Raw genomic sequence first — 22,844 nt, 5'->3', positions numbered from 1 at the left:
TCACGCCGCGTCGATAGCCTCGGACAGACGCTCCACCGCAATCACTTCCATACCCTTCACCGAACCGCCTTTGGGCGCATTGGCCTTGGGCACGATGGCGCGCTTGAAGCCATGGGTGGCGGCCTCGCGCAGGCGGTCCTCGCCATTGGGCACCGGGCGGATCTCGCCGGACAGGCCCACCTCGCCGAAGGCGATGGTCTTTTCCGCCAGCGGCCGATCCTGCAGCGAGGACAGCACCGCCAGCAGCACCGGCAGGTCGGCGGCGGTCTCCTGCACGCGGATGCCGCCAACGACATTGACGAACACGTCCTGGTCGCCGACCAGCACGCCGCCGTGGCGATGCAACACCGCCAGCAGCATGGCCAGGCGGTTCTGCTCCAGGCCGACCGCGACACGGCGTGGATTCGACAGCGGCGACGCATCGACCAGTGCCTGCACTTCCACCAGCAGCGGCCGGGTGCCCTCGCGGGTGACCATCACGCAGCTGCCCGGTTGATGGGTGCTGCCGCCGGACAGGAAGATCGCCGATGGGTTGGAGACCTCCTTCAGGCCCTTGTCGCCCATCGCGAACACGCCCAGTTCGTTGACCGCACCGAAGCGGTTCTTGAACGCACGCAGCAGGCGGAAGCGGCTGCCGCTCTCGCCCTCGAAGTACAGCACCGCGTCGACCATGTGCTCGAGCACGCGCGGACCCGCGATGCCGCCCTCCTTGGTCACGTGGCCGACCAGGAACACGGCGGTACCGGTCTCCTTGGCAAACCGCACCAGCCGCGCCGCGCTCTCGCGCACCTGGCTGACCGAGCCCGGCGCAGCGGTCAGGCTCTCGGTCCACAGCGTCTGCACGGAGTCGGCCACGATCAGCCGCGGGCCGGCCTTGGATGCATGCTGCAGGATCGACTCGACCCCGGTCTCGGCCAGCGCGTTGACCCCGTCCAGCGGCAGCTCCAGCCGGTGCGCGCGGCCTGCGACCTGCGCCAGCGACTCTTCGCCGGTGACGTACAGCACCGGCAGCTCGGCCGCCATCTTCGCCACCGCCTGCAGCAACAGCGTCGACTTGCCGATGCCCGGATCGCCACCGACCAGCACCACCGCGCCCTCGACCAGGCCACCGCCCAGCACCCGGTCGAACTCGCCGATGCCGGTGGAGACCCGGCGATGCTCGGTCTGCTCCACGTCCTTCAGGGCGGTGATCTTCGGCGGGTCGATCTTGCCGGCCCAGCCGGCCCGGCGCGAGGCCGGTGCCTTGGCCGCCGCCGCGCTTTCCAGCACGATTTCCGACAGCGAGTTCCAGGCGTTGCACTCGGTGCATTGGCCCTGCCACTTGCTGAATTCGGCGCCGCATTCATTGCAGACGTAGGCGGTGCGGGCTTTTGCCATCGGATGATTTCCAGCAACGGGAACAGGCGTGGCAGGATAGCCGAGCCGGGTCGCAGGTGCTGCGACCGCTCAAGTCCTGCCCACCCGCGCCGATAGGGGTCGCGGGCGTGCGCCTTGCGGGCGCCCCTTCCTCCCCCACTGGATTCAACATGACTGGCAGTTACAGTCAGAGCCTGGTCATCATCTCCCTGCTGGTGGCCATTCTTGCTTCGTACACGGCGCTGGACATGGCCGGGCGCCTGGCCACGGCCGAGGGCCGCGTGGCCCGCTGGTGGCTGGCCGGGGGGGCGGCGGCCATGGGCCTGGGCATCTGGTCGATGCACTTCATCGGCATGCTTGCCTTCGACCTGCCGATCCCGGTCGGCTACGACCTCGGCATCACCCTGTACTCGCTGGCGGTCTCGATCGGCGCCTCGGCCTATGCGCTGTGGCTGGTGTCGCGGCCCAGCCTGCCCTGGCGCCGGCTGCTGGCCGGTGCCGTGCTGATGGGCCTGGGCATCGCCACCATGCATTACCTGGGCATGGCGGCGATGCGCATGCAGCCGGGCATCGACTACCACCCGGGCTGGTTTGCCGCCTCCATCGCGGTGGCCATCGGTGCCGCCGGCGCCGCCCTGTGGATCGCCTTCCGCCTGCGCGCCGAGCACCGCCACACCCTGCTCCTGCGCGCGCTCGCGTCGCTGGTGATGGGCCTGGCCATCGTCGGCATGCATTACACCGGCATGGCCGCCGCGCGCTTCCCCGAAGGCAGCATCTGTGGCGCCGTCGGCAGTGGTGGCATCGACACGCGCTGGCTGGCGGTGCTGGTCATCGTCACCACTGTAGCCACGCTGGGCATCGCCCTGGTGGCCTCGCTGTTCGACCGGCAGATGCGTGTGCGCACCGGGCTGCTGGCCGACTCGCTGGCGCACGCCAACAACAAGCTGATCCAGGCCGCACTGCACGACCCGTTGACCCAGCTGCCCAACCGCATGCTGCTGCAGGACCGCATCGAGCAGGCCATCGAGAAGGCGCGGCGGCGCAACCATGCGGTGGCGGTGATGTTCTGCGACCTGGATGGTTTCAAGGCGGTCAATGATGCCTATGGCCACCAGCTCGGCGACCGCCTGCTGGTGGCGGTGGCGCAGCGCATCGGCGGGCTGCTTCGGCCGCAGGATACGTTTGCCCGACTCGGCGGCGACGAGTTCGTGATCGTGCTGGCCATCGATATTCCCGACGATGCGGTGGTGGTGGCCGAGCGCATCATCGCCGCCGCCGGCGAACCGTTCACGCTGGATGCGGCCGAACTGCAGGTCAGTGCCAGCCTGGGCATCGCCCTGTACCCGGACGACGCCAGCAACGAGCGCGAACTGATGGCGCACGCCGATGCGGCGATGTACCACACCAAGGAAACCGGACGGAACGGCTATACCTTCTTCACCCCCTCGATGCAGCTGAGCGCCAACCGCCAGCTGCGCCTGCTGCAGGACCTGCGCAAGGCGATCGCGCGTGGCGAACTGGTGCTGCACTACCAGCCCAAGTTCCCTGCCGCCGGCGCACCGGCCACCGGCGCCGAAGCGCTGCTGCGCTGGCAGCACCCGGAGCTGGGCCTGCTGGCGCCGGATGTGTTCATTCCCATCGCCGAGCGCAGCGGCCTGATCCTGCCGATCGGTGACTGGGTACTGGACCGCGCCTGCGCGCAGCTGCGTGCATGGCACCAGGCCGGGCATACGGAATGGTCGATGGCGGTGAACCTGTCGCCGTTGCAGTTCGCCTCGCCGGCGCTGCTGGACAGTGTGCGCGAGGTGCTGCAGCGGCACCGGATCGAACCCGCGCGGCTGACCCTGGAGATCACCGAGACCACGGCGATGAAGGATGTCGATGCCAGCCTGGCGATCCTCAACGACCTGACCGCGATGGGGGTGCACATCGCCATCGATGATTTCGGCACCGGCTATTCCAGCCTGCTGTACCTCAAGCGCATGCCCGCCACCGAGCTGAAGATCGACCGTGCGTTCGTGCACGACCTGGAACGCAACGACGAGGACGCCGCCATCGTCTCGTCGATCATCGCGCTGGGCCGCACCCTGCAGCTGCAGGTGGTGGCCGAGGGCGTCGAGACCCAGGCGCAGCGCGAATACCTGAGCGAGCTGGGCTGCGACCAGTTGCAGGGTTATCACCTGGGACGGCCGATGGAGGCAGAGGAGTTCCTGCGCCGGGTGGGGTGACGCGGCGGTTCATCCACGCATGGCGTGGATCTACTGATTGCCGGCCAGCGGCCGGCACTACCGGAGAACGGAAAACAAAAAGGCCGCCCGAGGGCGGCCTTTCTGCGTGGCAACGTCGCGAGGACGTCAGTGCATCATGTGCACGTTCATGTTGTGCATGACCCACAGGGTGCCGATCACGATGATGCCGATCACCACAACGGTGAAGGCCGCAGCGTTGACGTTCCAGCGGCTTTCCGAAGAGCGGTCCAGGTGCAGGAAGAACACCAGGTGGACCAGCATCTGCAGCACCGCGGTGACCGCGATCACCACACCGTTGACGGTGCGCGAGAAGTCGCCCGACATCACCATCCAGAACGGGATGACGGTCAGCACCACCGCCAGCACGAAGCCGATCAGATAGGACTTGACGCTGCCGTGGCTCTCGCCGCCGGCGGCGTGGTCGTGTGCATGGTTGTCATGTGCCATTACAGCGCTCCATTGAGGTAGACGACGGAGAACACGCCGATCCAGATCAGGTCCAGGAAGTGCCAGAACAGGCTCAGGCACGCCATGCGGGTCTTGTTGGTCGGGGTCAGGCCGTACTTCTTCAGCTGCACGAACATCACCAGCAGCCACAGCAGGCCAGCGCTGACGTGCAGGCCGTGGGTACCGACCAGGGCGAAGAACGCCGACAGGAAGGCACTGCGGTCCGGACCGTAGCCCTGATGGATCAGGTGCTGGAATTCATAGACTTCCATGCACATGAAGCCGAAGCCCAGCAGCCAGGTGACCGCCAGCCACAGGAACATCTGGCCGACCTGCTTGCGGTGCATGGCGATCATGCCCAGGCCGAAGGTCAGCGACGAGGTCAGCAGCAGCGCGGTTTCCCACGCCACGAACGGCAGCTCGAACAGGTCCTTCGCGGTGGGACCACCATCGGTACCGCCGGACAGCACCACGTAGGTGGCGAACAGCGAGGCGAAGATGAGGCAGTCGCTCATCAGGTACACCCAGAAACCGAAGACGGTATTGCCGCCGGTGTCGTGGTGCTCGTGGTCGTCATGGCCATGGGCCGCCGCGTGCGCGGCGTGCCCGTGGCTCAGGGTCGAGGTATTGGTGCTCATGCCTTCAGCTCCGACTTCACCAGGCCCTGGGCTTCCAGGTGCTTGCGGTGTTCGTTCTCGATGCGTTCCACCTCGGCGGCCGGGACCCAGTAGTCCACGTCCTGGTCGAAGGTGCGGTAGATGAACGTGGCGATCATGCCGACGAAGCCGACGATGGCCAGCCACCAGATGTGCCAGATCATCGCGAAGCCGAACACCAGGCTGAAGGCACCGATGACAACGCCCGTGCCGGTGTTGCGCGGCATGTGGATGTCGGTGTACTTGGCCGGCTTCGGCCAGGCTTCACCGCGCTGCTTGCGCTCCCAGAAATCGTCCAGCTCGGTGACTTCCGGCAGCGTGCCGAAGTTGTAGAAGGCCGGCGGCGAAGAGGTTTCCCACTCCAGCGTACGGGCGTCCCACGGGTCGCCGGTCAGGTCGACGGTCTTCTTGCGGTCGCGGATCGACACGGCCACCTGGATGATCTGGCACAGGATGCCGGCGCCAACGATGAAGGCACCTGCGGCGGCGATCAGCAGCAGCGGCTCGTAGGCCGGGTTGACCGTGCTCTGCAGGCGACGGGTCATGCCCATGAAGCCCAGCACGTACATCGGCATGAAGGTCACGTAGAAGCCGATGAACCAGCACCAGAACGCGCACTTGCCCCAGAACTCATTGAGGCGGAAGCCGAACATCTTCGGCCACCAGTAGGTGATGCCGGCGAACATGCCGAACACCACGCCGCCGATGATGACGTTGTGGAAGTGGGCGATCAGGAACAGGCTGTTGTGCAGCACGAAGTCGATGGCCGGAATCGCCAGCATCACGCCGGTCATGCCGCCGATGACGAAGGTGACCATGAAGCCGATGGTCCACAGCACCGGGGTGGTGAAGTGCACGCGACCGCGGAACATGGTGAACAGCCAGTTGAAGATCTTCACGCCGGTCGGGATCGAGATGATCATCGTCGTGATGCCGAAGAAGGCATTGACGTTGGCACCCGAACCCATGGTGAAGAAGTGGTGCAGCCACACGATGAACGACAGCACGCCGATGCAGGCGGTGGCGTAGACCATGCCCTTGTAGCCGAACAGCGCCTTGCGCGAGAAGGTCGCGATGACTTCGGAGAACACACCGAATGCCGGCAGGACCAGGATGTACACCTCCGGGTGACCCCAGATCCAGATCAGGTTGATGTACAGCATGGCGTTGCCGCCACCGTCATTGGTGAAGAAGTGCGTACCCAGGTAACGGTCCAGGGTCAGCAGCACCAGGGTGATGGTCAGCACCGGGAAGGCAGCGACGATCAGCACGTTGGTCACCAGGGCGGTCCAGGTGAACACCGGCATCTGCATCAGCTTCATGCTGGGGGTACGCATCTTCAGGATGGTGATGAAGAAGTTGATACCGCTCAGCGTGGTACCCAGGCCTGCGACCTGTAGACCCCAGATGTAGTAGTCCATGCCGACGCTTGGACTGTATTCGATGCCCGACAGTGGCGGGAACGCCAGCCAGCCGGTGGCAGCAAACTCACCGATCCACAGCGACAGCATGATCAGCACCGCGCCGGACACGAACAGCCAGAAGCTGAGCGAGTTGACGAACGGGAACGCGACGTCGCGCGCACCGATCTGCAGCGGCACGGCCAGGTTCATCAGGCCGGTGATCAGCGGCATCGCCACGAAGAAGATCATGATCACGCCGTGGGCAGTGAAGATCTGGTCGTAGTGGTGCGGCGGCAGGTAACCCTCGGAACCACCGACGGCGATGGCCTGCTGGGTACGCATCATGATGGCGTCGGAGAAACCGCGCAGCAGCATGACGAAGGCGACGATGAGGTACATCACGCCGATCTTCTTGTGGTCCACCGAGGTGAACCACTCCTTCCACAGATAGCCCCACAGCTTGAACTTGGTGATCAGGGCCATGACGCCCAGGCCACCCAGCACCGCGCCGACCAGGGTGGTCAGCACGATCGGATCGTGGGGGATCGACTCAAGAGAGAGTTTTCCCAACATGTTCATTCTCCCGAACCCGCGTGGCCGGCATGGCCTGCGTGTTCGTGTTCGTTGGCATCCAGGTTTTCACCCGATTCCTTGGAATCATGCGCGTCACTGGGGGCATGGCCCTCGTGCGCTTCATGGCTGGCGGCATCGGCAGCGGCGGCACCAGCGTGCGAGTGCTTCATGCCGTAATGCTTGTTGTCGCCCATGTGCTTGGCGATGACCCAGTCGAACAAGCCTTCTTCGGTCTTGCCGAAGTAGGTGACCGGGTACCACTCGGCGTTGCGTGCTTCACCCAGCGCCTTGAACGAGGCCTTGTCCAGGGTCTGCTCGCCGGCGCGGACCTGGTCCAGCCACTGGCGGTATTCGGCATCGGTGACCGAGTAGGCGGTGAAGTGCATCTTGGCGAAGCCCGCGCCGCTGTAGTGCGAGGACATGCCCGGGAATTCACCGGTCTCGTTGGCGATCAGGTGGAGCTTGGTCTCCATCGCAGCCATCGAGTAGATCATGCTGCCCAGGTGCGGGATGAAGAAGGCATTCATCACCGAATCGGACGTGATCTTGAAGTTCAGCGGCGTGTTGACCGGGAACTTGATTTCGTTGACGACCGCCACCTTCTCTTCCGGATAGATGAACAGCCACTTCCAGTCCAGCGAGATCGCCTCGATGGTGACCGGCTTGACGTCCGAATCCAGCGGACGATACGGGTCCAGTGCGTGCGACGAGCGCCAGGTCAGGACCGCCAGAACCAGCACGATCATGCAGGGAATGGACCACACCACCACCTCGATCGCCGTCGAGTGGGACCACTTCGGCTCGTAGCGGGCCTTGGTGTTGGAGGCGCGATACTTCCACGCGAAGGTCAGGGTCATGATGATGACCGGGATGACGACCAGCAGCATGAGCACGGTGGCCGTGATCAGCAGGGTCTTCTCATCCTGGCCGATCTGGCCCTTCGGACTGAGGATGGCCACCGCATCGCAACCGGTGAGCATCACCAGCAACGACAGCAGCAGGCCCGGGCGCAACCAGCGCCCAAGGGTTTTCAACGGAATCATCGGTCGATCCAATTGCGAGGGAATGCCGTTCCCCGTCCTGCCTGTTCCGGCCAAAGCCGGTCCCACCGGTCCGGAAGACAGGCAGGGAGGTGGGGTCGAGTCAGCCTTTCAATTTTAGGCCGTCACCCACCATTTAAGAAAGGCATTGACAATGATCGAGCGCAGGAAAGGCCCGATTCTGGCTGCGACACGTTGTCGCACCGCGCAGGCGCGGCGGGCAGGACGCCCGGGGGCGGCATCCTAGCATCAGCTGCTGGCCGGCGGTCCGCCCTCGTTCGGCAAAGTCATCTGAACATGTTCAGGCGTGCGGGCGGGTGCCCAGCATGGGATGCTCGGCGCAGGAGGAAGACCCGTGGACAAGATCGACTTCAGGAAGCGCGACCGGGCGCTCTATCAACCGCCCGCCGGCAGGTTCGTACGGGTCGATGTACCGCCCCTGCCCTACGTGATGGTCGACGGCCACGGTGATCCGAACACGGCCCCCGCCTACCTGCAGGCCGTGCAGTGGCTGTACTCGGTGAGCTATGCACTGAAGTTCGCACTGAAGGCCATGGGCCAGGACTACGTGGTGCCACCGCTGGAAGCACTGTGGAGCGCCGAGGATCCGGCCAGCTTCGTCGCGCGGCGGAAGGATGAGTGGGCCTGGACCGTAATGATCCGCACACCCGAGGGCATCGCCCCTGCACAGTGGCAGGCCGCGATCAGCAAGGCGCGCACCAAGCTGGGAGAGGCTCCGCCCAGCCTTCGCCATGAAATCCTTGCCGAGGGGCCCAGCCTGCAGACCTTGCACGTGGGCGCCTACGACGACGAAGGCCCCACCCTGGCGCATCTGCATGACGAATTGATGCCCGCACTGGGATACACCTTTGCCGGCCCCCATCATGAGATCTACCTGAGCGACCCGCGCAGGACCGACGCCGCGCGGCTGAAAACCGTGCTGCGGCAGCCGGTGCGCCCGATTGAGCCTGATGAGGACTCCTGCACGTGACACAAGGAACGCCATGCGCCTGATCAGCCGACTGCTGCACTGGACCACCCTGCCCGCCGGGCGCCGCCTGATGGTCGTGCTGGGTGCTGCGCTGGTGATCGTGCTGGCCTGCAATCCGGCGCTGTCGCCGTTGCTGCCGGTGGTGGACGCGCTCGGGCTGGACGTGCTGGTGCTGTTGCTGGGTGCGCAGATGGTGGCGGTACTGCCTTGGATGCGGGAGCGGGCCGCGCGCGGGACCAGAGTGCTTGCACGCCTGCTGATCGGCGCATCGGCGGGAGCAGCAGGTGGGTATCTCCGGCAGCTCGGGGGGTGGCTGGCTCGGGGTGCAGTGATCGTTGGACGTGAATGAAGCTGTGTTTGCATCGGTGACGTTGCCGACCGACCTTTCCCTTCGGGCACAAACAGAAAGCCCCGGCAACGGCCAGGGCTTCCTGTTGATGTAACTGCTCGTCTTGCGTGGAGTGCGTCTAGAACGCGGTCGGACCGATTTGAATCACACCATCATGGGTCAATGCGAGACGGATCTTGGTTCTGCCACCCGCCGTGACCACGTGGGAAATTTCGCGCCTGTGCGCCGATTCATCCCCCCACGAACAGAGCCCTTTGCCCGCGAAACTTGCGCTGACAATGCGATTGCCGGCAGGCACAGACAGCGAGACAGACTCTCCCCGCTGCAGATGGGCTGCCAGGGTGCCGTCGATATACAGTGCAAGTGGGCACGCCCCACCAACCGCGCCGACGTCGCGCGTGACGATTACCTGCCCGGAAGCACTGTCCCCCATCCCATTGAAGGCGAAAATCCGCTCGGCAGGCACCGGCTGCGCCTGTTCGGAGCTGATCTGACGGGTCGCACAGCCGGCGAGAACGACGCACGCCATCAGGCTCACCACGATCTTCTTCATGACATCCCCTGTTGATTGAAACTGACTTGCCCCGTCCAGCGCCGCAAGCAATCCACATCGGCAATGGTAATGACCTCGACCGAGCAGGTACATGCCCGCAGTTCCATCAGACGTTTCCGCCGGCCTTGGGCCCGCGCCCGGCAGCACAATCCAAACAAAAAGCCCCGACCAAGGCCGGGGCTTTTCATTACAACTGGTGCCGGAAACAGGAGTCGAACCTGCGACCTACGCATTACGAATGCGCCGCTCTACCAACTGAGCTATTCCGGCGGAGCCCGCGATTTTACGGGCTGGGCGCCCCGGCGGTCAATCCACCCGGCTCAGCCCGCCTCCACCCGGTTCGCACACACCCGCCCCTCGGCGAAGTCCTGCAGGTTCCCCAGCGTGATCGACGAGATCTCCTGCAGCGCCTCCACGGTGAAGAAGCCCTGGTGGCCGGTCACCAGCACATTGGGGAAGGTCATCAGGCGCTGGAAGGCCTCGTCGTCGATGATCTCGCCCGAGAGGTCCTGGAAGAACAGTGCGCTTTCCTGCTCGTAGACATCGATGGCCAGATGGCCGAGCCGCCGCGACTTCAGCGCGCGGATCACCGCATGGGTATCCACCAGTGCGCCGCGCGAGGTGTTGACCAGCATCGCGCCGGTCTTCATCCGCGCCAGCGAGGCGTCGTTGATCAGGTGCTGGGTATCGGGCGTCAGCGGGCAATGCAGCGAGACGATGTCGGCGCGCGCCAGCAGTTCATCCAGGCCCACCCTGTCGCCCACGCCGGCGAAGGCTGGCGACGGATACGGGTCATGCCCCAGCACGGTGCAGCCCATGCCGTTGAAGATGCGCGCGGTGGCCAGCCCGATCTTGCCGGTGCCGACGATGCCGACCGTGCGCCCATACAAGGTGCGTCCGAGCAGGCCATCGAGCATGAAGTTGCCTTCGCGCACCCGGTTGTAGGCCCGATGGGTCTGCCGGTTGAGCGTCATCACCAGCGCCAGCGCATGCTCGGCCACGGCTTCGGGGGAGTAGGCCGGCACCCGCGCGACGAACAGGTCCAGCGCTTTCGCGGCTGCCAGGTCCACATTGTTGAAGCCGGCGCAGCGCAGCAGTACGGCGCGTACGCCCAACGCATGCAGCGCGTGCAGTACCGGCGCATCGAGACGGTCGTTGACGAACACGCAGACGGCAGCGCAATCCTGCGCAAGCGCGGCGGTATGCACGTCCAGCGCGGCATCGAAGTACACGAACGCGAAGCCCTGCCCGGCCGCATCGCGCTGGTTGGCCTCGTCCAGGAAGCGACGATCGTAGGGGCGGGCACTGAAAACGGCGATCTGCATGGACGGGCCTGGCTGGAGTTCCCTGCCGACCATACCGCAGCACCTGCCCTGATGGGATGGCCCCGGCGATACGGATATCGCCGGGGCCGAGTACCACTTAGAACCGATAGCCCAGGCCCAGCATCACGCCATTCTGGATCTGACCGTCGCGGCGCTCACCCACGTAGTCGGCCATGATCGACAGGCGCTCGCTGGCGCGACTGGTCACGCCCACGTTCCAGGCCAGCACCTGCTCGCCCACGGCCTGGCTGCTGGCACCAAACACCAGGTCCGGGGCCGCAGCGAAACCCGTGCTGTAGCGCGCCTGCGAATCGCCCAGCTCCTTCTGCCAGACCACGCGGGCACGCGGCGTGATGCGCTCGCCGTTGTTGCCCTCGAAGGTCTTGAACAACTGCAGGCCGGCACCCACGCGGATGCTCTCCAGGCTGCCGCCACGCCCCACCAGCGCACCGGCGCCCTGCCCTTCGTTGAAACGGGTGGCCGAGGTCCGCGCGTAATCCACCACCGGCAACAGCGGCTGGATCACCAGCCCCTTGCCGGTGGTGAAGGAGAACGCATGTTCGACCCGCGCCGAGATCGCATCGTTGCTGTACCGGGCACGCAGCGGCTGCTGCAGGCCCTCGATGGCGGAGAGGTTGCGGCGGGTGTCATGGCGCAGATCGGTATAGCGCACGGCCGCCGACAGGTAGCCACGCGAATAGGTCGCATCCAGGTACCCGCCCACGTCCAGCGCGCGCACGTCACCACTGAAGCCGGAGCCGTCGCTGGCCTTGGTCGACATGTCGGCCGCGGCCACGCTGACACCCAGGGTGACGCGGTCATCGGCCAGGCGGGTGTCGGCACCGACCACGATGCCACCGATGTTGTGGCTCATGCCGGCCACGCCACCGTCGGCGTCGATGCGGCCATGGCTGGCGAAACCGCGCGCCCACAGGCCATGGCTGCGTCCCATCGCACCGCCACCGCCAGTCACTTCGCCGGCCGGTTCGACCAGATGCATGGCCAGCTGGTTGAACAGGCTGCCATGGCGCATGCCCGGCTGCGCCGAGACCGACTGCGCCGCTTGTGAGGCCAGGCCATCGGCATCGCCGCCACTGCGCATTGCCGCCTGGTGCTGCTGCACCACGTTGCCGATGCTGCCCAGCAGTGCGTTGTCGGCCAGGCGCAGGCTGGCATGGGCATCCCCGCGCAGGGCGCCGGCTTGCTGTGCGATCACATCACGGTCGGTGAACTGCAGTGCGCCGAGCAGCGACTTCAGGCCGCTGTCCTGGCGGTCCGAAGCGGCTGCAAGCGCGCGCCCCAGCCCGTCGCCGGAGGTGCCGTTGGCAAACAGCCCCAGCTGGTCGAAGCCCGGGTTGGCGGTCAGCCACAGGCCGTCGGCCGTCTGGTTGACGTTGAAGCTGAGCAGCGAATTGTGGCGCGGGCGGAACACTTCACCGCCGGTGATGCTGGCGCTGTAGCCGGTATCCCCCAGCCGCACGACATCCTGGAAGCCGCCCTGGTAGATCGGCCCTTCCACCAGGTCGCGGCGGTAGGCACTGGCATAGAAGCCCTGGGCCACGTTCAACGCCAGGTGTGCACCCTGCGCGATCACCAGCGCGCCCTCTTCGGCGCCGTCATCGTAGAAAGTGCCGACGCGCAGGCGGCCACTGCCGGTGCCACCGGCCTCGGTAACGTCGAACAGCAGCTGGCCGCCGGGCATGATGTTGACGTAGCCGTGGGTCACCAGATCACCGCCGCGCGGCATCAGCGTGCCGAACACGCGCAGGCGGTTGAAGCCGTCCTCGCGCCAGGAGGGGCCGCTGCCATCCAGCAGTGCATCGGTGTCGATGCCCACCGATGCGATATCACCATGACCGACCACGACGCTGCCCGGCATCACCCGCAGCTCAGGGGTGCGCAGCGCACCGCCCTCCAATGCGATGGTGCCGTTGTCGACCAGCATGAAATCGGCGCCGGTGGTTTCGGCGGTGCGCCAGGTGGCGCCATTGCTGACGCGGATCACGCCAGCGGAGTTGGCCAGGGTCGAGACATCCAGATCGGCCAGCCGCAGCTGGCCGCGCAGTTCGTCCTGGAGGTCGGGGTCGGCAAGCAGCTGCTGCAACGACTGCGCGCCGATGCCGTTCGCCCCGCGCGTGGAGAAGTTGTACAGGCTTACCGCGTAGTTGATGTAGGTGCTGGCCCAGTCGGTGTTCCAGCGCGCGAAATCGTCGTCGACGAAGGCCTGCAGCTGGCGCGCGGTGCGCAGGTAGCCCGGATTGATGTCGCCACTGACGTTGCTGGTGACGGCCAGGGTGTCGCCCGGATCGCGGTAGCCTGCCGTATTGATGATGTTGTTGCTGCGGATGTCCTGGCCCGGGAATGACTCCAGCTTGCTGCCGCTGCCATCCGGATCGAACGTGACCGACGTACCCGTCGTACGCGCCGGGTCGCGGAACACCAGCAGGCCGTTGGGCGCCACCACTTCGTACATGGCCTTGTGCAACAGGCCGGCATCCATGCCGCCGCCATAGTTGCCGGTGTAGATCTGGGTCATGCGCGGCGACGGTGCGTAGGTGATCCTGCCACCACTGCTGGCAGCATGGATCTGCACCGAATCGACCACCGGCAGGTCGCCGCCGAGATAACGGTTGACGCCGCCGGACTGCATGATCGAGCAGGACGAAATGCAGTGGCCGGACACGATGGTATCCAGGCCCTGGGTGCGGATCATCGCCTGCAGCCACTCACCGGCGATCAGCGCGCCACCGTTGGACGTGCGCAGCACGACTTCGCGGATCGGACGGCCTTCGGCCTGCGCCTTGGCCAGCAGTGCGGGCAGCGCCACCACATCGGCAACGGTTACGCCGCCGCTGAGGAAGACGCGATCGTCCTGCACGTGATAATTCATTGCCATGACGTCATCAACCGCCGCCATGGCGGTGATGCCCAGCAGCCCTGCCAGGGCCAGGCTCAACTTCGAATGCTTCATGTGTTCTCTCTCTCCACCCGCAACGCACGGGTCGAAAGTTCAACGTCCGGACGGTGCGCTCTCCCCCAGTGCAGCGGCGCCCGAAACATGAACGCATTCACAATGGAATCATGGGTCACGCACACTCTTCCCCATCCGGTCATCGTCGCGTAAAACTCGGAGACGTACCCGCCACCGACGTCCGAGGCCAGCCCTGTCCGCCCCCTCTCCTCTGATCCATCGCGCGCCGGACCTGTCCGCGCCGGCGGACGCGTTCATTGCGTTCGTGCGGGAGGAACGCGCGCCGTTGTGTGCGTTCCTGCGCACGCGCGGCGTTGGGCCGGAAGATGCAGAGGACATCGCGCAGGACTGCATGGAGCGGCTGATCCGCTATCGCGCGCACAGTGCCGACGAGCTGCGGCTGCTGCTGTATCGTATCGCCCGCAACCGCCTGGCAGACCGCGGCCGATCGTCGCAGTCGCGGCCGCATCTGTCCCTGGCCGAGCATGATGGCGGCAACGAGCCTTCCAGCACGTCGCCCGATCCATTGCGCCAGGCCGAGTCCGGGCAGATGCTGTCCCTGCTGCGGCAGGCCCTGTTCAAGCTGCCCGAGCGCGCGCGCGAGGTGTACCTGCTCAACCGGATCACCGGCATGAGCTATACGCAGATCGCGCGGCACTGTGGAATTACTGCCAAGACCGTGGAAAAACATATCGCCCGCGCCCTGCAGGGCCTGCGCCAGGAACTCGGATCGGATCCGCTGCACAACGACAGGGACAACGGATGAGTCACGCCAGGCCCAGGGAAGACACCCAGCTGTTCGAACGTGCCAGCACCTGGGTGGCGCGACTGGAAGCTGCGGACTGTACGCCGGCCGAGCGCGAGACGTTCGAGGACTGGCTGGCCGAAGACCCGGCGCATGTCTCGGCCTGGATCCAGGCCGAGACGCTGTTCCAGCAGGGCGAGGAACTGGCCGCCGACCCGTGGCTTCGCACTGCCGCGGCACGCGTGGCGCGGCCGGTGCGGCGCCGCTGGCTGCCGGCGCTGGCCGCTGCCGCAGGCGTCTGCCTGGCCGTCGGGATCGGCTGGATGGTGGCGGTCGACGGCAACCCTGCGCCGCTGCGTTATGCCAACGATTCCCACCAGCCCCGGCAACAGACGCTGGCCGATGGCAGCGTAGCGACGCTGGATGCCGGCACCACCCTGCACGCCCGTTTCGGTTGGCGCCACCGCAACCTGGTACTGGAGCGCGGGCGCGTGCAGCTGCAGGTTGCGCCGTCGGGCAAGGCGCTGCAGCTGCGCGCCGGCGACAGCACCATCCGCGACATCGGCACCACCTTCCAGGTGGAACGCCTGCACGACGGCCTGGTCGAAGTCGCGCTGCTGGAGGGCGCGGTCGAGGTCAGCAATGGCGGGACCCAGCACACCCTGGCACCCGGCCAGCAACTGCAGGTGCTGCCGTCGGGCCGCATCCAGCCCGGCCCGGCGCTGTCGTCCAATACCGCCGCTGAAGGCTGGCTGCAGGGACAGCTGGTGTTCGATGCCACGCCGCTGTCGATCGTGGTCGAACGCATGAACCGCTACGGCCGCACGCCGCTGGTGATCGCCGATCCGGAGATCGCCAACCTGGCGGTGAGTGGCACCTTCCGTGCCGGCGACGCGCAGGAACTGCTGTCGGCACTGGAACTGGGTTGGTCGGTGGCTGGCCAGACGCGACCGGATGGCGCGCTGGAACTGCGCCGCACGTACTGAGGAGGCCTGCGGTGATGGCAGTACCGGGCGCGCTGCAGGGGGGGCTGCTCCGCACCCTGTTCTGCCTCGCGCTGAGCATCCCCGCGCTGCCGTCTGCGGGTGCCGCCGAGCAGGCGGGCACCCTGGAGGTCGATGTTGGTTCGGGCCCGCTGGCACCGGCCCTGCAGCAATGGGCGCGACAGAGCGGCATTGCCCTGCTGTTCGATGCGCGTGAGCTGGATGGCCTGCGCACGGCCGGCACCCATGGCCACCGCGATGCGGCCGCGGCCCTGAAGGAACTGGTTGCCGGCATGCCGGTGAGCATCCTGCGTACGCCTGCTGGCGGATTCGTCGTCCGCCGCACCCACCCCGCGCCACCATCGCCGCCGTCGGGCGCGGCACGCGCCACGCCTGCAGCACCTGCGCCACACAAGACCGCAGACGCTCCACCGCAGGTGGAACTGGCGCCGATCCATGTTACCGGCAGCCGGCTGCCACGCACCTCCGTGCAGACCACACTGCCGGTCACCATCATCGACCGCGATGACATCCTGCGCAGCGGCTACGGCAGCCTGTTCGACCTGCTGCGGCACTTGCCGGGCATGAACGGCCACCCGGCGATGAGTACCTCGCGCAGTGGCGATTCGCAGTACCTGCCGGTGGGTGCGGCCACCACCACCAGCCTGGACGGCATGGGCCCGCGTGCGACCTTGTTCCTGGTCAATGGCCGACGCCTGCCACGCTATCCCATGGTGTCGCTGGAACAGGGTGGGCTCACCGATCTTGGGGGCATCCCGCTCAGCTTCGTCGAACGCATCGAACTGGTGCGTGGCGGCGCATCGGCCATCTATGGTGCCGACGCGATGTCCGGCGTGGTCAACATCATCCTGCGCGACCAGGCCGACGGACCCGAAGCCATGCTGCAGACCGGCCTGAGCGGGCGCGGCGACGCAGGACAGTATCGCGTGCAGGCGGCCACCGGTGGCGTGCGCGAGGGAGGGGACCGCTGGTTCGCCGGCATCGACCTGCACCGCATCGACCACGTGGCCGGTGATCGCCGCCAATGGCATGCGGAAACCTCGCAGTACCTTATCGGCGCGTTCCGCGATGGACGCTACTGGCCGGCAAAACGCTGCGAAGGGCCCTTGAAACGGCGCGATGGTGCCTGCTGGTTCGACAGCGCACGCCCGCGTTCGCTGCAACCGGCCTCGGACACCGCCTCGGCCTACCTGCGCTACCGGCATGAACGCGGCGAAGGTCGCTATGCCTACGCCGAGGCGCGGGCCAGCCACAACCGGCAGCGCTTCGACCTCGGCCCGACCGCCGTTGCCATCGGCCTGTATGGGTTCACCTTCAACAGCGTGCTGCGCGAAGCCGGCAACGTGCGCCCGCATGTACGCGCCACCGACGCCGACGTCACCTTCGGCATCGGCCGCGACCAGGGCCGGCGCAGCTGGGATGCCGGCATCAGCGCACAGCGCAGCGATGTCACCCTGTCCACGTCGGGCACCGTACGCGCCGAGCCGCTGCTGCGCGCGGCGGAGACGCTGGACTTCCTGCCCGGCTTCACATCGCTGCCGGCAGGCGCGGCCGAGCAGTTGTTCCCGTCGATCCGCAATCGTGGCCGCACTGAACAATGGCAGGGCTGGTGGGGCATGCAGCGCGAGTTGATGCCGCTGGCCGGCGGCCACGCACAGCTGGCCACCGGCATCGACCTGCGCCAGGAACGCTGGACCTCGCATCCCGACGCACTGCTGAGCCAGGGTGACCTGGCGCTGGGCCTGCCGCAGGAGCAGCGCCACCTGGCGCGCCGCAGTGGCGGCGCCTACGCCGAACTCGGCCTGCCCCTGGCGCACACGCTGCGCATGGACCTGGCAGCACGCTGGGACCGCGATGGCGACTACCAGGCCTTCTCGCCCCGTGTGGGCCTGCGCTGGAGCCCCACGCCGCAGTGGTCATTCCTGCTTGCCAGCGGGCGCGGCTACCGTGCGCCCAGCCTGTTCGAACAGCGGCGACCACCGGGCTACTTCGGCGCGATCGAACTGCCCGCCTCCAGCGCACTGCCCGACTGTGCGCAGAGCACCGGCAACGGACGCTGCAGCGTCACCGTGGACGTGGTGGAGAACGATGCGTTGAAGGCCGAGCGGTCGCTCAGTCATTCCCTGGCCGCGACCTGGACGCCGACCGACACGTTCTCGCTGTCACTCACGCACAACATCGTCGAACTGCGCAACGAGATCCTGGCCCTGCAACCGACCGACGCAGTGTGGAACCGCGGCACCTGGGAGCTGGACGAGGACGGCCACCTGAGCAGCCTGCGCCTGTCCTTCGACAACATCGGCCGCACCACCTCGCGCAACTGGGTACTGCGCGGGGAGTACCACATCGACACCGGCAGCACCGGTCAGTGGCTGTTCTCGCTCGATGCGCTGAAACAGCAGGAACTGCGCCGCGAACGTGGCCATGATGCAACGGTGGACCTGCGCGGGCATGTCACGCCGACGATGGCTGCCGTGCTCAACGTACAGTGGCAGAACAGCAACTGGGACATCGCCCTGCGCGGCAACCAGGTTGGGCGCACGCGCGCCTGGCTGCCCGGTGCGGAATGCCCGGAGGAGCAGCGCGGGCAGAACCATTGCATGAACCCCCGCCAGCTGCGCTGGAACCTGCATCTCGCGCGACGCCTGGGGCCGCGCGTGGTCGCTGCGCTGGACGTGCACAACGTGCTCGACACGCAACCGGTGAACTATCTGGTCGGCAATGGCGGGCAGATGCCGGGGCTGGACGACCCACTCGGCCGCTACTTCCTGCTGACCCTGCAGATCCGCTGAGCGTAGTACCCTACGCGCCCTGTTCCATCGGTCCCCCACCACCCCATGAAGGCCTATCTCTGGTTCTGGGGCGCGTTCCTGCTGTTCTTCGCGTTGCCCTTCCCGTGCATTCTCTACTTCGGCACGTCGTGGCCGGTGCAGCTGGCCGACCGCAGCGCACCCTGGCTGGCACTGCTGTTGCTCGCCCTGTCGCTGGCCCTGTGGCTGGCGTTGCTGCTCGCCTTCCTGCACTACCTGCTGCTGGGCCCACCGCGCGCCCTGCATCGGGCGCGCTCGATCCTGGCCGACGGTGAGCTGCGTGATGCCCTGATCGAACAGGCCGGGCAGACCGGCGCGCATGTGCGTGGCTTCGCGCAGTGGAAGCTGCAGTTGCGCTTCCAGAACCTGTCCGGCACACCGATCAGCGAACAGATGCTGGTGGTCGACAGCAAGCCGCAACTGCAACGCTTCATCGCCGGCAAGCGCATCGAAGCACGCGTGAGCCGTGCGCCGGGTGAGTTCCCCAACGTGGTGCTGGAGGGCGCCGAGCCCGAACTGGATGTCGGCAGCCTCTGGCGTCGCGGCATCGGCGCGGCCATCGGCATCGTCGCAGTTGCCAGTGCCTACGTGTTCGCCTATCGCCTGCAGAGCGAAGGCCTGGGCTGGACCTTCCTGTCGTTCGACCATCCCCTGCTGGTGTGTCCGCTGGTGTTGTGCGGCTATGCGCTGGGCCTGCGCCTGCTGGGTCGCCTGCTGCAGGCCGATGCCCGCGGTGACGCCCTGAAGTATCGCGGCATCGGCGTGGAGGCGAAGGTGCTGAAGCTGCGCCAGACCGGCACCTACCTCAACGAACAGCCGCAGGTGGAGTTCCAGCTGGAGTACACCGACCGCGAAGGCGGCGTACAGCAGGTGAGCGTGCGCCGCTTCATCCCGCTGATCGAGCTGGCCAACCTTCCCCGCGAGCAGGTCACGCTGCTGTACGACCCGGAAGATCGCGGCAACGTGCGCCTGGAGGGTATATGAAGCAGCCGCCCTCGACCCGGCTGGTGTTCTCCGTGGTGCTGCTGGTGCTGGCCGGCGTTGCCGTGGCAGGGGATGCGCTGCAGACGCTGGGCGAAACGCTGGGCCATTCGGTGCAGGCCGATCGGTTGCCGCCATTCGTTTCGTCGCAGCCTCCGCGCGAACAGCCCGCATCGCTTGCGCCCGGCGTCACTGTGGCTGCCGGACCCCAGCCTGCGCCGATTCCCGCGCGCAGCAATCGCCTGTTCGATGCCGACCATCTGCTGGCGGCTCGCCAGGCACTCGAAGAACTGCCGGCACTGGCCGGGCATCGATTGACGGTGTTCCACAGCATCCACTTCTACGATGACGGCCGCATCAACCTGGACCTGGTCGATCCGCAGCACCCCTCGCGCGTGGACAGCTACCACTTCGAGCGCGGGCAGTGGCGCAGGGGCGACCCGGTCGATCCGCAACGCTTCGCCCCGACCATCACCCTGCGCCGCAGCAGCACGGCGCTGGCCAACATCGATTTCGAGGCGGTGCCACGCGTCGCCCAGGCGCTGCAGGCACAGCGCAACGCCTTGATGGGCACACCGGGTGAAGTCGGTCACGTCTATGTGATCGTGCGCAAGGGGGGCACTCTGGTCTGGCTGCCGGACGAGGTCGCCGGTGATCGCCAGTCCGCACGCCTCTCCTTCGACGCACAGGGTGCCCTGCGCAGCACAAGCCACCGATAGTCGACGCAAAAAGGGGACGGAGGGGATTAAGTCGTTTATGCCATGGGGCTGCCTGCGACTTAATCCCCTCCGTCCCCTTTTGCTATTTCACCGAGCGGGCGATGGCGTACTGCGCGCCGTAGTAGGTGGACAACACCAGCAGGCTGGCCAGCGGCAGGCCTCCTGCGAATCGATCCCAGGCCAGCAGTGAATCGCTGGCGACGAACAGCAGCGCACCGGCGGCAGCCCAGCGCGCGCTGCTGGCTTCAACGGTAGCGGGCTGTGGCCGGCGCCACTGGCGTGCCAGTGCCAGCACCGCCATCGAGGCCAGCACCACCACGTACGCCAGCACCGGAATACGCATCGGTGCAGGCAGGTGCGGCCACAGGCCAAGTACATTGAGTACAGCGAATGCGCCGAGCAGGACGCTGGCGGCGAGCAGGCCGCGCCCGGCACGCAGGCCATCGCGGAAGGCGACGATGTAGCAGAGGTGCGCCAGCAGGAACGCCACCAGCCCCGGTACGAACGCGTCCATCGGCAGCATCAGCGCGATGTCACCCACACACGACAGCAGCATGCCGGCCAGCACCGCGCGACGGTAGAACGGCTGCGCGGGATCACGCACCCGCCAGGCGATGGCGGCGATCAGCAGCGTGGTGGTCGGCTTGGCCAGCCAATGCAGCCAGCGCCCGTCACCGTGCAGGAACGCGCCGATGATGGCCAGGATCGCCATCAGCAGGATCAGACCATCGCGGGCGCGCGGCTTCATCGTGCCTTCCACAGATCCGCAAGGCGGTCAGGTTTGCCGGCGATGCGCTCCAGCACCGGATACTGCAGGCCACCGTGATAGTCGATGTTCATCGTTTCGATGCGGTCGAACTGCTTCACCAGCAGCACGATCGGCGCCCTGTCCTTCGCCGCCGTGGCTACTGCATCCTTCAAGCGCTGGCTGCTGTACTCGCGGCCGCCAACGGCAATCACCTTCATGCCCGGCGCCAGGCCGGCATTGAACGCCGGGCTGTCCCAGATCACGTCGCCGACCACGCCGCTGTCGAGCACGGTCGCGCCCAGCGAATAGGCGAGCAGCGCCGCCTTCGCGCGCTTTTCCTGCGCCTTGTAGGCGTCGTTCGGAGTATCGCGGTAGACCAGCTTCCAGCCGGCCAGTTCCAGGCCACCGGTCAACGAACCATGGCCATCCAGGCGACCGCGCAGGAACGTCGCCCAGTCGTACGGCGCGATGCCGTTCAAGGTCGCGACCACGTCGTCGAAGGTGTAGGGATTGACGTCCCAGTCGCCGTTGCCGACCCCGAAGAAGGCGCGCGCGAAATCATCCAGGCTGCGCCGGTTGCTGCTCAGTTCGCGCAGCTTGCCCTCCACTTCCAGCCACAGCATCTGGCCGCCGGAGTAGTAGTCCTCGCTCATCTGGTAGTTGCGGTAAGGCAGCGTGCGGCGCTGCGCGATGGTCGGGTCGTTGGTGGTGTCCTGCAGCGGGCGCCAGGCCAGTCCGGGGCGGCCACGATCATAGGTCGCGGCCACATTGGCCAGCATGTCGCGCGCCTGCGCGGTCGACCACAGGCCCGAACGCGCCGCCAGCACCTGTCCCCAGAACTGGGTCTGGCCTTCGTATACCCACAGCAGGCTGTCGCCCATCGGCGTGTTGAAGTTGGCGGTGGCGAGATCCGCGCCGCGACGGTACTTGCCGTTCCAGGAATGGGTGTACTCATGCGGCAGCAGGTCGCGCATCCACGCATTGCTGTCCCACTCGGTGAAGTACCCCGGGTCGGCGCTGTTCTCGCTGGAACGATGATGCTCCAGGCCGATGCCGCCGAGGCGGTCGGTCAACGCCAGCAGGAATTCATAGTGGTTGTAGTGACGCGCACCGTGGAGCTTGTCGGCCTGCTGCACCAGCGCACGATGCATGGAGATCTGTGCCTCGCTCGGCTTCAGCGACTTGGCCTCGTCGGCGAACACATTGAGGTGTACCGGCACCTTCGCGCCCGGATCGAGATCGATGCGCTGGTAGTGTTCGCCGGCAAACAACGGCGAATCGACCAGGTGGTCATAGGAGATCGGCTTGAACACCACGGTATCGCCATCGCGGCGCGCGGTCTCCAGCGCAGTGGCGAACGACCAGCCCTTGGGCAGGGTCACGCTGGCCTGCGCCTGCAGGTTGCGTGCATCCACCCCGGCCGGGTACAGCGAGTTGGCGTTCCACTGCAGGTTGAGCATCTCCGGGGTCATCACCACCCGGCCCTGGCTGCCGCCCTGCGAGGACAGGAAGTCGAAGTGCGCCACGATCTCGCTCACGCCCTCGGGCACGTCCACCTTGAACGCATAGACGTTGTACTGGTCACGCTGCCAGGCCAGCGGCTTGCCGTTGGCGGTCACGCGCAGGCCGGCCAGCTTGTCGATCGGGCCGGTGGGCGAATGGTTGCCGGGAATCCACTGCGGGTACAGCAGGGTCATCGGCCCGGGCTTGGCCGGTACGGTGGCAGTCACCTTGAAGATGCGCCGGGCCAGATCGCGCGCATCCACATCGATGCGCAGCAGGCCGGGAGCCGCCGCGGTCGCCGGTGGCGAGGTCTGCGCCAGTGCGGGCGTGACCGCCAGCGCGAACAGCAATGACATCGCCAGGGCTCGGGTCTTCATCGGGCAACTTCCAACAACGGAGAATCCTCCGATGCTAGGCCTGT

18 protein-coding genes and 1 tRNA gene are annotated in these 22,844 nt (G+C 66.6%); 8 read left to right on the top strand and 11 right to left on the bottom strand.

All coding sequences use genetic code 11. From position 1 onward, the window contains the following. Positions 1-1,377 (bottom strand): DNA repair protein RadA, encoded by a 1,377-nt coding sequence (gene radA, locus ACZK1G_RS06075; RefSeq protein WP_014646395.1) that lies wholly within the window; start codon positions 1,375-1,377, stop codon positions 1-3. A 149-nt stretch (positions 1,378-1,526) separates the two neighbouring features. On the opposite strand from radA, the gene ACZK1G_RS06070 reads away from it, so the two are divergent. Then, entirely contained in the window at positions 1,527-3,584 is a 2,058-nt protein-coding gene (locus tag ACZK1G_RS06070; protein WP_101765134.1) for a putative bifunctional diguanylate cyclase/phosphodiesterase, read from the top strand. A gap of 126 nt (positions 3,585-3,710) precedes the next feature. Here ACZK1G_RS06070 and cyoD read toward each other — a convergent pair whose 3' ends face one another. Genes cyoD through cyoA form a run of 4 tightly spaced genes read right to left on the bottom strand, consistent with a single transcriptional unit; the run spans position 3,711 to position 7,727 of the window. Beyond that, positions 3,711-4,052 carry a cytochrome o ubiquinol oxidase subunit IV gene (cyoD, locus tag ACZK1G_RS06065; RefSeq protein WP_014036396.1) on the bottom strand — a complete coding sequence of 114 codons (342 nt, stop codon included), beginning with the start codon at positions 4,050-4,052 and terminating at the stop codon, positions 3,711-3,713. Further along, the gene (gene cyoC, locus ACZK1G_RS06060; RefSeq protein WP_049446432.1) at positions 4,052-4,690 is read right to left on the bottom strand and encodes a cytochrome o ubiquinol oxidase subunit III; all 639 of its coding nucleotides are present in this window, start codon (positions 4,688-4,690) and stop codon (positions 4,052-4,054) included. Before cyoC ends, cyoD begins: the two co-directional genes overlap by 1 nt. Further along, entirely contained in the window at positions 4,687-6,684 is a 1,998-nt protein-coding gene (gene cyoB, locus ACZK1G_RS06055) for a cytochrome o ubiquinol oxidase subunit I (RefSeq protein WP_014036395.1), read from the bottom strand. Before cyoB ends, cyoC begins: the two co-directional genes overlap by 4 nt. 2 nt (positions 6,685-6,686) lie before the next feature. Further along, positions 6,687-7,727, bottom strand: coding sequence for a ubiquinol oxidase subunit II (cyoA, locus tag ACZK1G_RS06050; protein ID WP_049446433.1), 1,041 nt, complete (start codon positions 7,725-7,727; stop codon positions 6,687-6,689). Between the two features lie 352 nt (positions 7,728-8,079). On the opposite strand from cyoA, the gene ACZK1G_RS06045 reads away from it, so the two are divergent. Next, on the top strand, positions 8,080-8,715 hold the full coding sequence (locus ACZK1G_RS06045) for a GyrI-like domain-containing protein (protein WP_101765132.1): 636 nt from the start codon (positions 8,080-8,082) through the stop codon (positions 8,713-8,715). A 13-nt stretch (positions 8,716-8,728) separates the two neighbouring features. Then, positions 8,729-9,064 carry a hypothetical protein gene (locus ACZK1G_RS06040; RefSeq protein WP_101765131.1) on the top strand — a complete coding sequence of 112 codons (336 nt, stop codon included), beginning with the start codon at positions 8,729-8,731 and terminating at the stop codon, positions 9,062-9,064. Positions 9,065-9,182: 118 nt separating this feature from the next. Here the strand turns inward: ACZK1G_RS06040 and ACZK1G_RS06035 are convergent, their stop codons facing one another. The 4 genes from ACZK1G_RS06035 to ACZK1G_RS06020 form a co-directional block, all read right to left on the bottom strand. Then, positions 9,183-9,617 carry a putative periplasmic lipoprotein gene (locus tag ACZK1G_RS06035; protein WP_032127569.1) on the bottom strand — a complete coding sequence of 145 codons (435 nt, stop codon included), beginning with the start codon at positions 9,615-9,617 and terminating at the stop codon, positions 9,183-9,185. A gap of 194 nt (positions 9,618-9,811) precedes the next feature. Then, positions 9,812-9,887, bottom strand: a tRNA-Thr gene (locus tag ACZK1G_RS06030). Between the two features lie 50 nt (positions 9,888-9,937). After that, a complete protein-coding gene (locus tag ACZK1G_RS06025) occupies positions 9,938-10,942 on the bottom strand; it encodes a 2-hydroxyacid dehydrogenase (protein ID WP_101765130.1) in 1,005 nt (334 codons plus the stop codon). A 97-nt stretch (positions 10,943-11,039) separates the two neighbouring features. Continuing rightward, on the bottom strand, positions 11,040-13,913 hold the full coding sequence (locus ACZK1G_RS06020) for an autotransporter domain-containing protein (protein ID WP_101765129.1): 2,874 nt from the start codon (positions 13,911-13,913) through the stop codon (positions 11,040-11,042). A gap of 265 nt (positions 13,914-14,178) precedes the next feature. Here ACZK1G_RS06020 and ACZK1G_RS06015 point away from each other — a divergent pair, with 265 nt between their 5' ends. From ACZK1G_RS06015 to ACZK1G_RS05995, 5 genes are read left to right on the top strand one after another with little or no spacing between them, the layout of a single operon-like run. Then, the gene (locus tag ACZK1G_RS06015; protein ID WP_101765127.1) at positions 14,179-14,679 is read left to right on the top strand and encodes an RNA polymerase sigma factor; all 501 of its coding nucleotides are present in this window, start codon (positions 14,179-14,181) and stop codon (positions 14,677-14,679) included. Next, positions 14,676-15,644 carry a FecR family protein gene (locus ACZK1G_RS06010; protein WP_101765126.1) on the top strand — a complete coding sequence of 323 codons (969 nt, stop codon included), beginning with the start codon at positions 14,676-14,678 and terminating at the stop codon, positions 15,642-15,644. The genes ACZK1G_RS06015 and ACZK1G_RS06010 overlap by 4 nt, the downstream gene beginning before the upstream one ends. 14 nt (positions 15,645-15,658) lie before the next feature. Beyond that, a complete protein-coding gene (locus ACZK1G_RS06005; protein ID WP_101765125.1) occupies positions 15,659-18,454 on the top strand; it encodes a TonB-dependent receptor plug domain-containing protein in 2,796 nt (931 codons plus the stop codon). A 45-nt stretch (positions 18,455-18,499) separates the two neighbouring features. Next, on the top strand, positions 18,500-19,456 hold the full coding sequence (locus tag ACZK1G_RS06000; protein ID WP_101765124.1) for a hypothetical protein: 957 nt from the start codon (positions 18,500-18,502) through the stop codon (positions 19,454-19,456). Then, positions 19,453-20,172, top strand: a complete 720-nt coding sequence (locus tag ACZK1G_RS05995; protein WP_197622075.1) for a hypothetical protein — start codon at positions 19,453-19,455, stop codon at positions 20,170-20,172. Before ACZK1G_RS06000 ends, ACZK1G_RS05995 begins: the two co-directional genes overlap by 4 nt. Positions 20,173-20,254: 82 nt before the next feature. Here the strand turns inward: ACZK1G_RS05995 and ACZK1G_RS05990 are convergent, their stop codons facing one another. Together ACZK1G_RS05990 and ACZK1G_RS05985 are read right to left on the bottom strand one after the other, a co-directional pair. Next, a complete protein-coding gene (locus ACZK1G_RS05990) occupies positions 20,255-20,920 on the bottom strand; it encodes a lysoplasmalogenase (protein WP_101765122.1) in 666 nt (221 codons plus the stop codon). Continuing rightward, positions 20,917-22,800 carry a M61 family metallopeptidase gene (locus ACZK1G_RS05985; protein ID WP_101765121.1) on the bottom strand — a complete coding sequence of 628 codons (1,884 nt, stop codon included), beginning with the start codon at positions 22,798-22,800 and terminating at the stop codon, positions 20,917-20,919. Before ACZK1G_RS05985 ends, ACZK1G_RS05990 begins: the two co-directional genes overlap by 4 nt. Between the last annotated feature and the right edge of the window lie 44 nt (positions 22,801-22,844).

Source organism: Stenotrophomonas sp. 109824_Sma (assembly GCF_056480025.1).
This window is presented reverse-complemented; position numbering and strand designations above follow the sequence as displayed.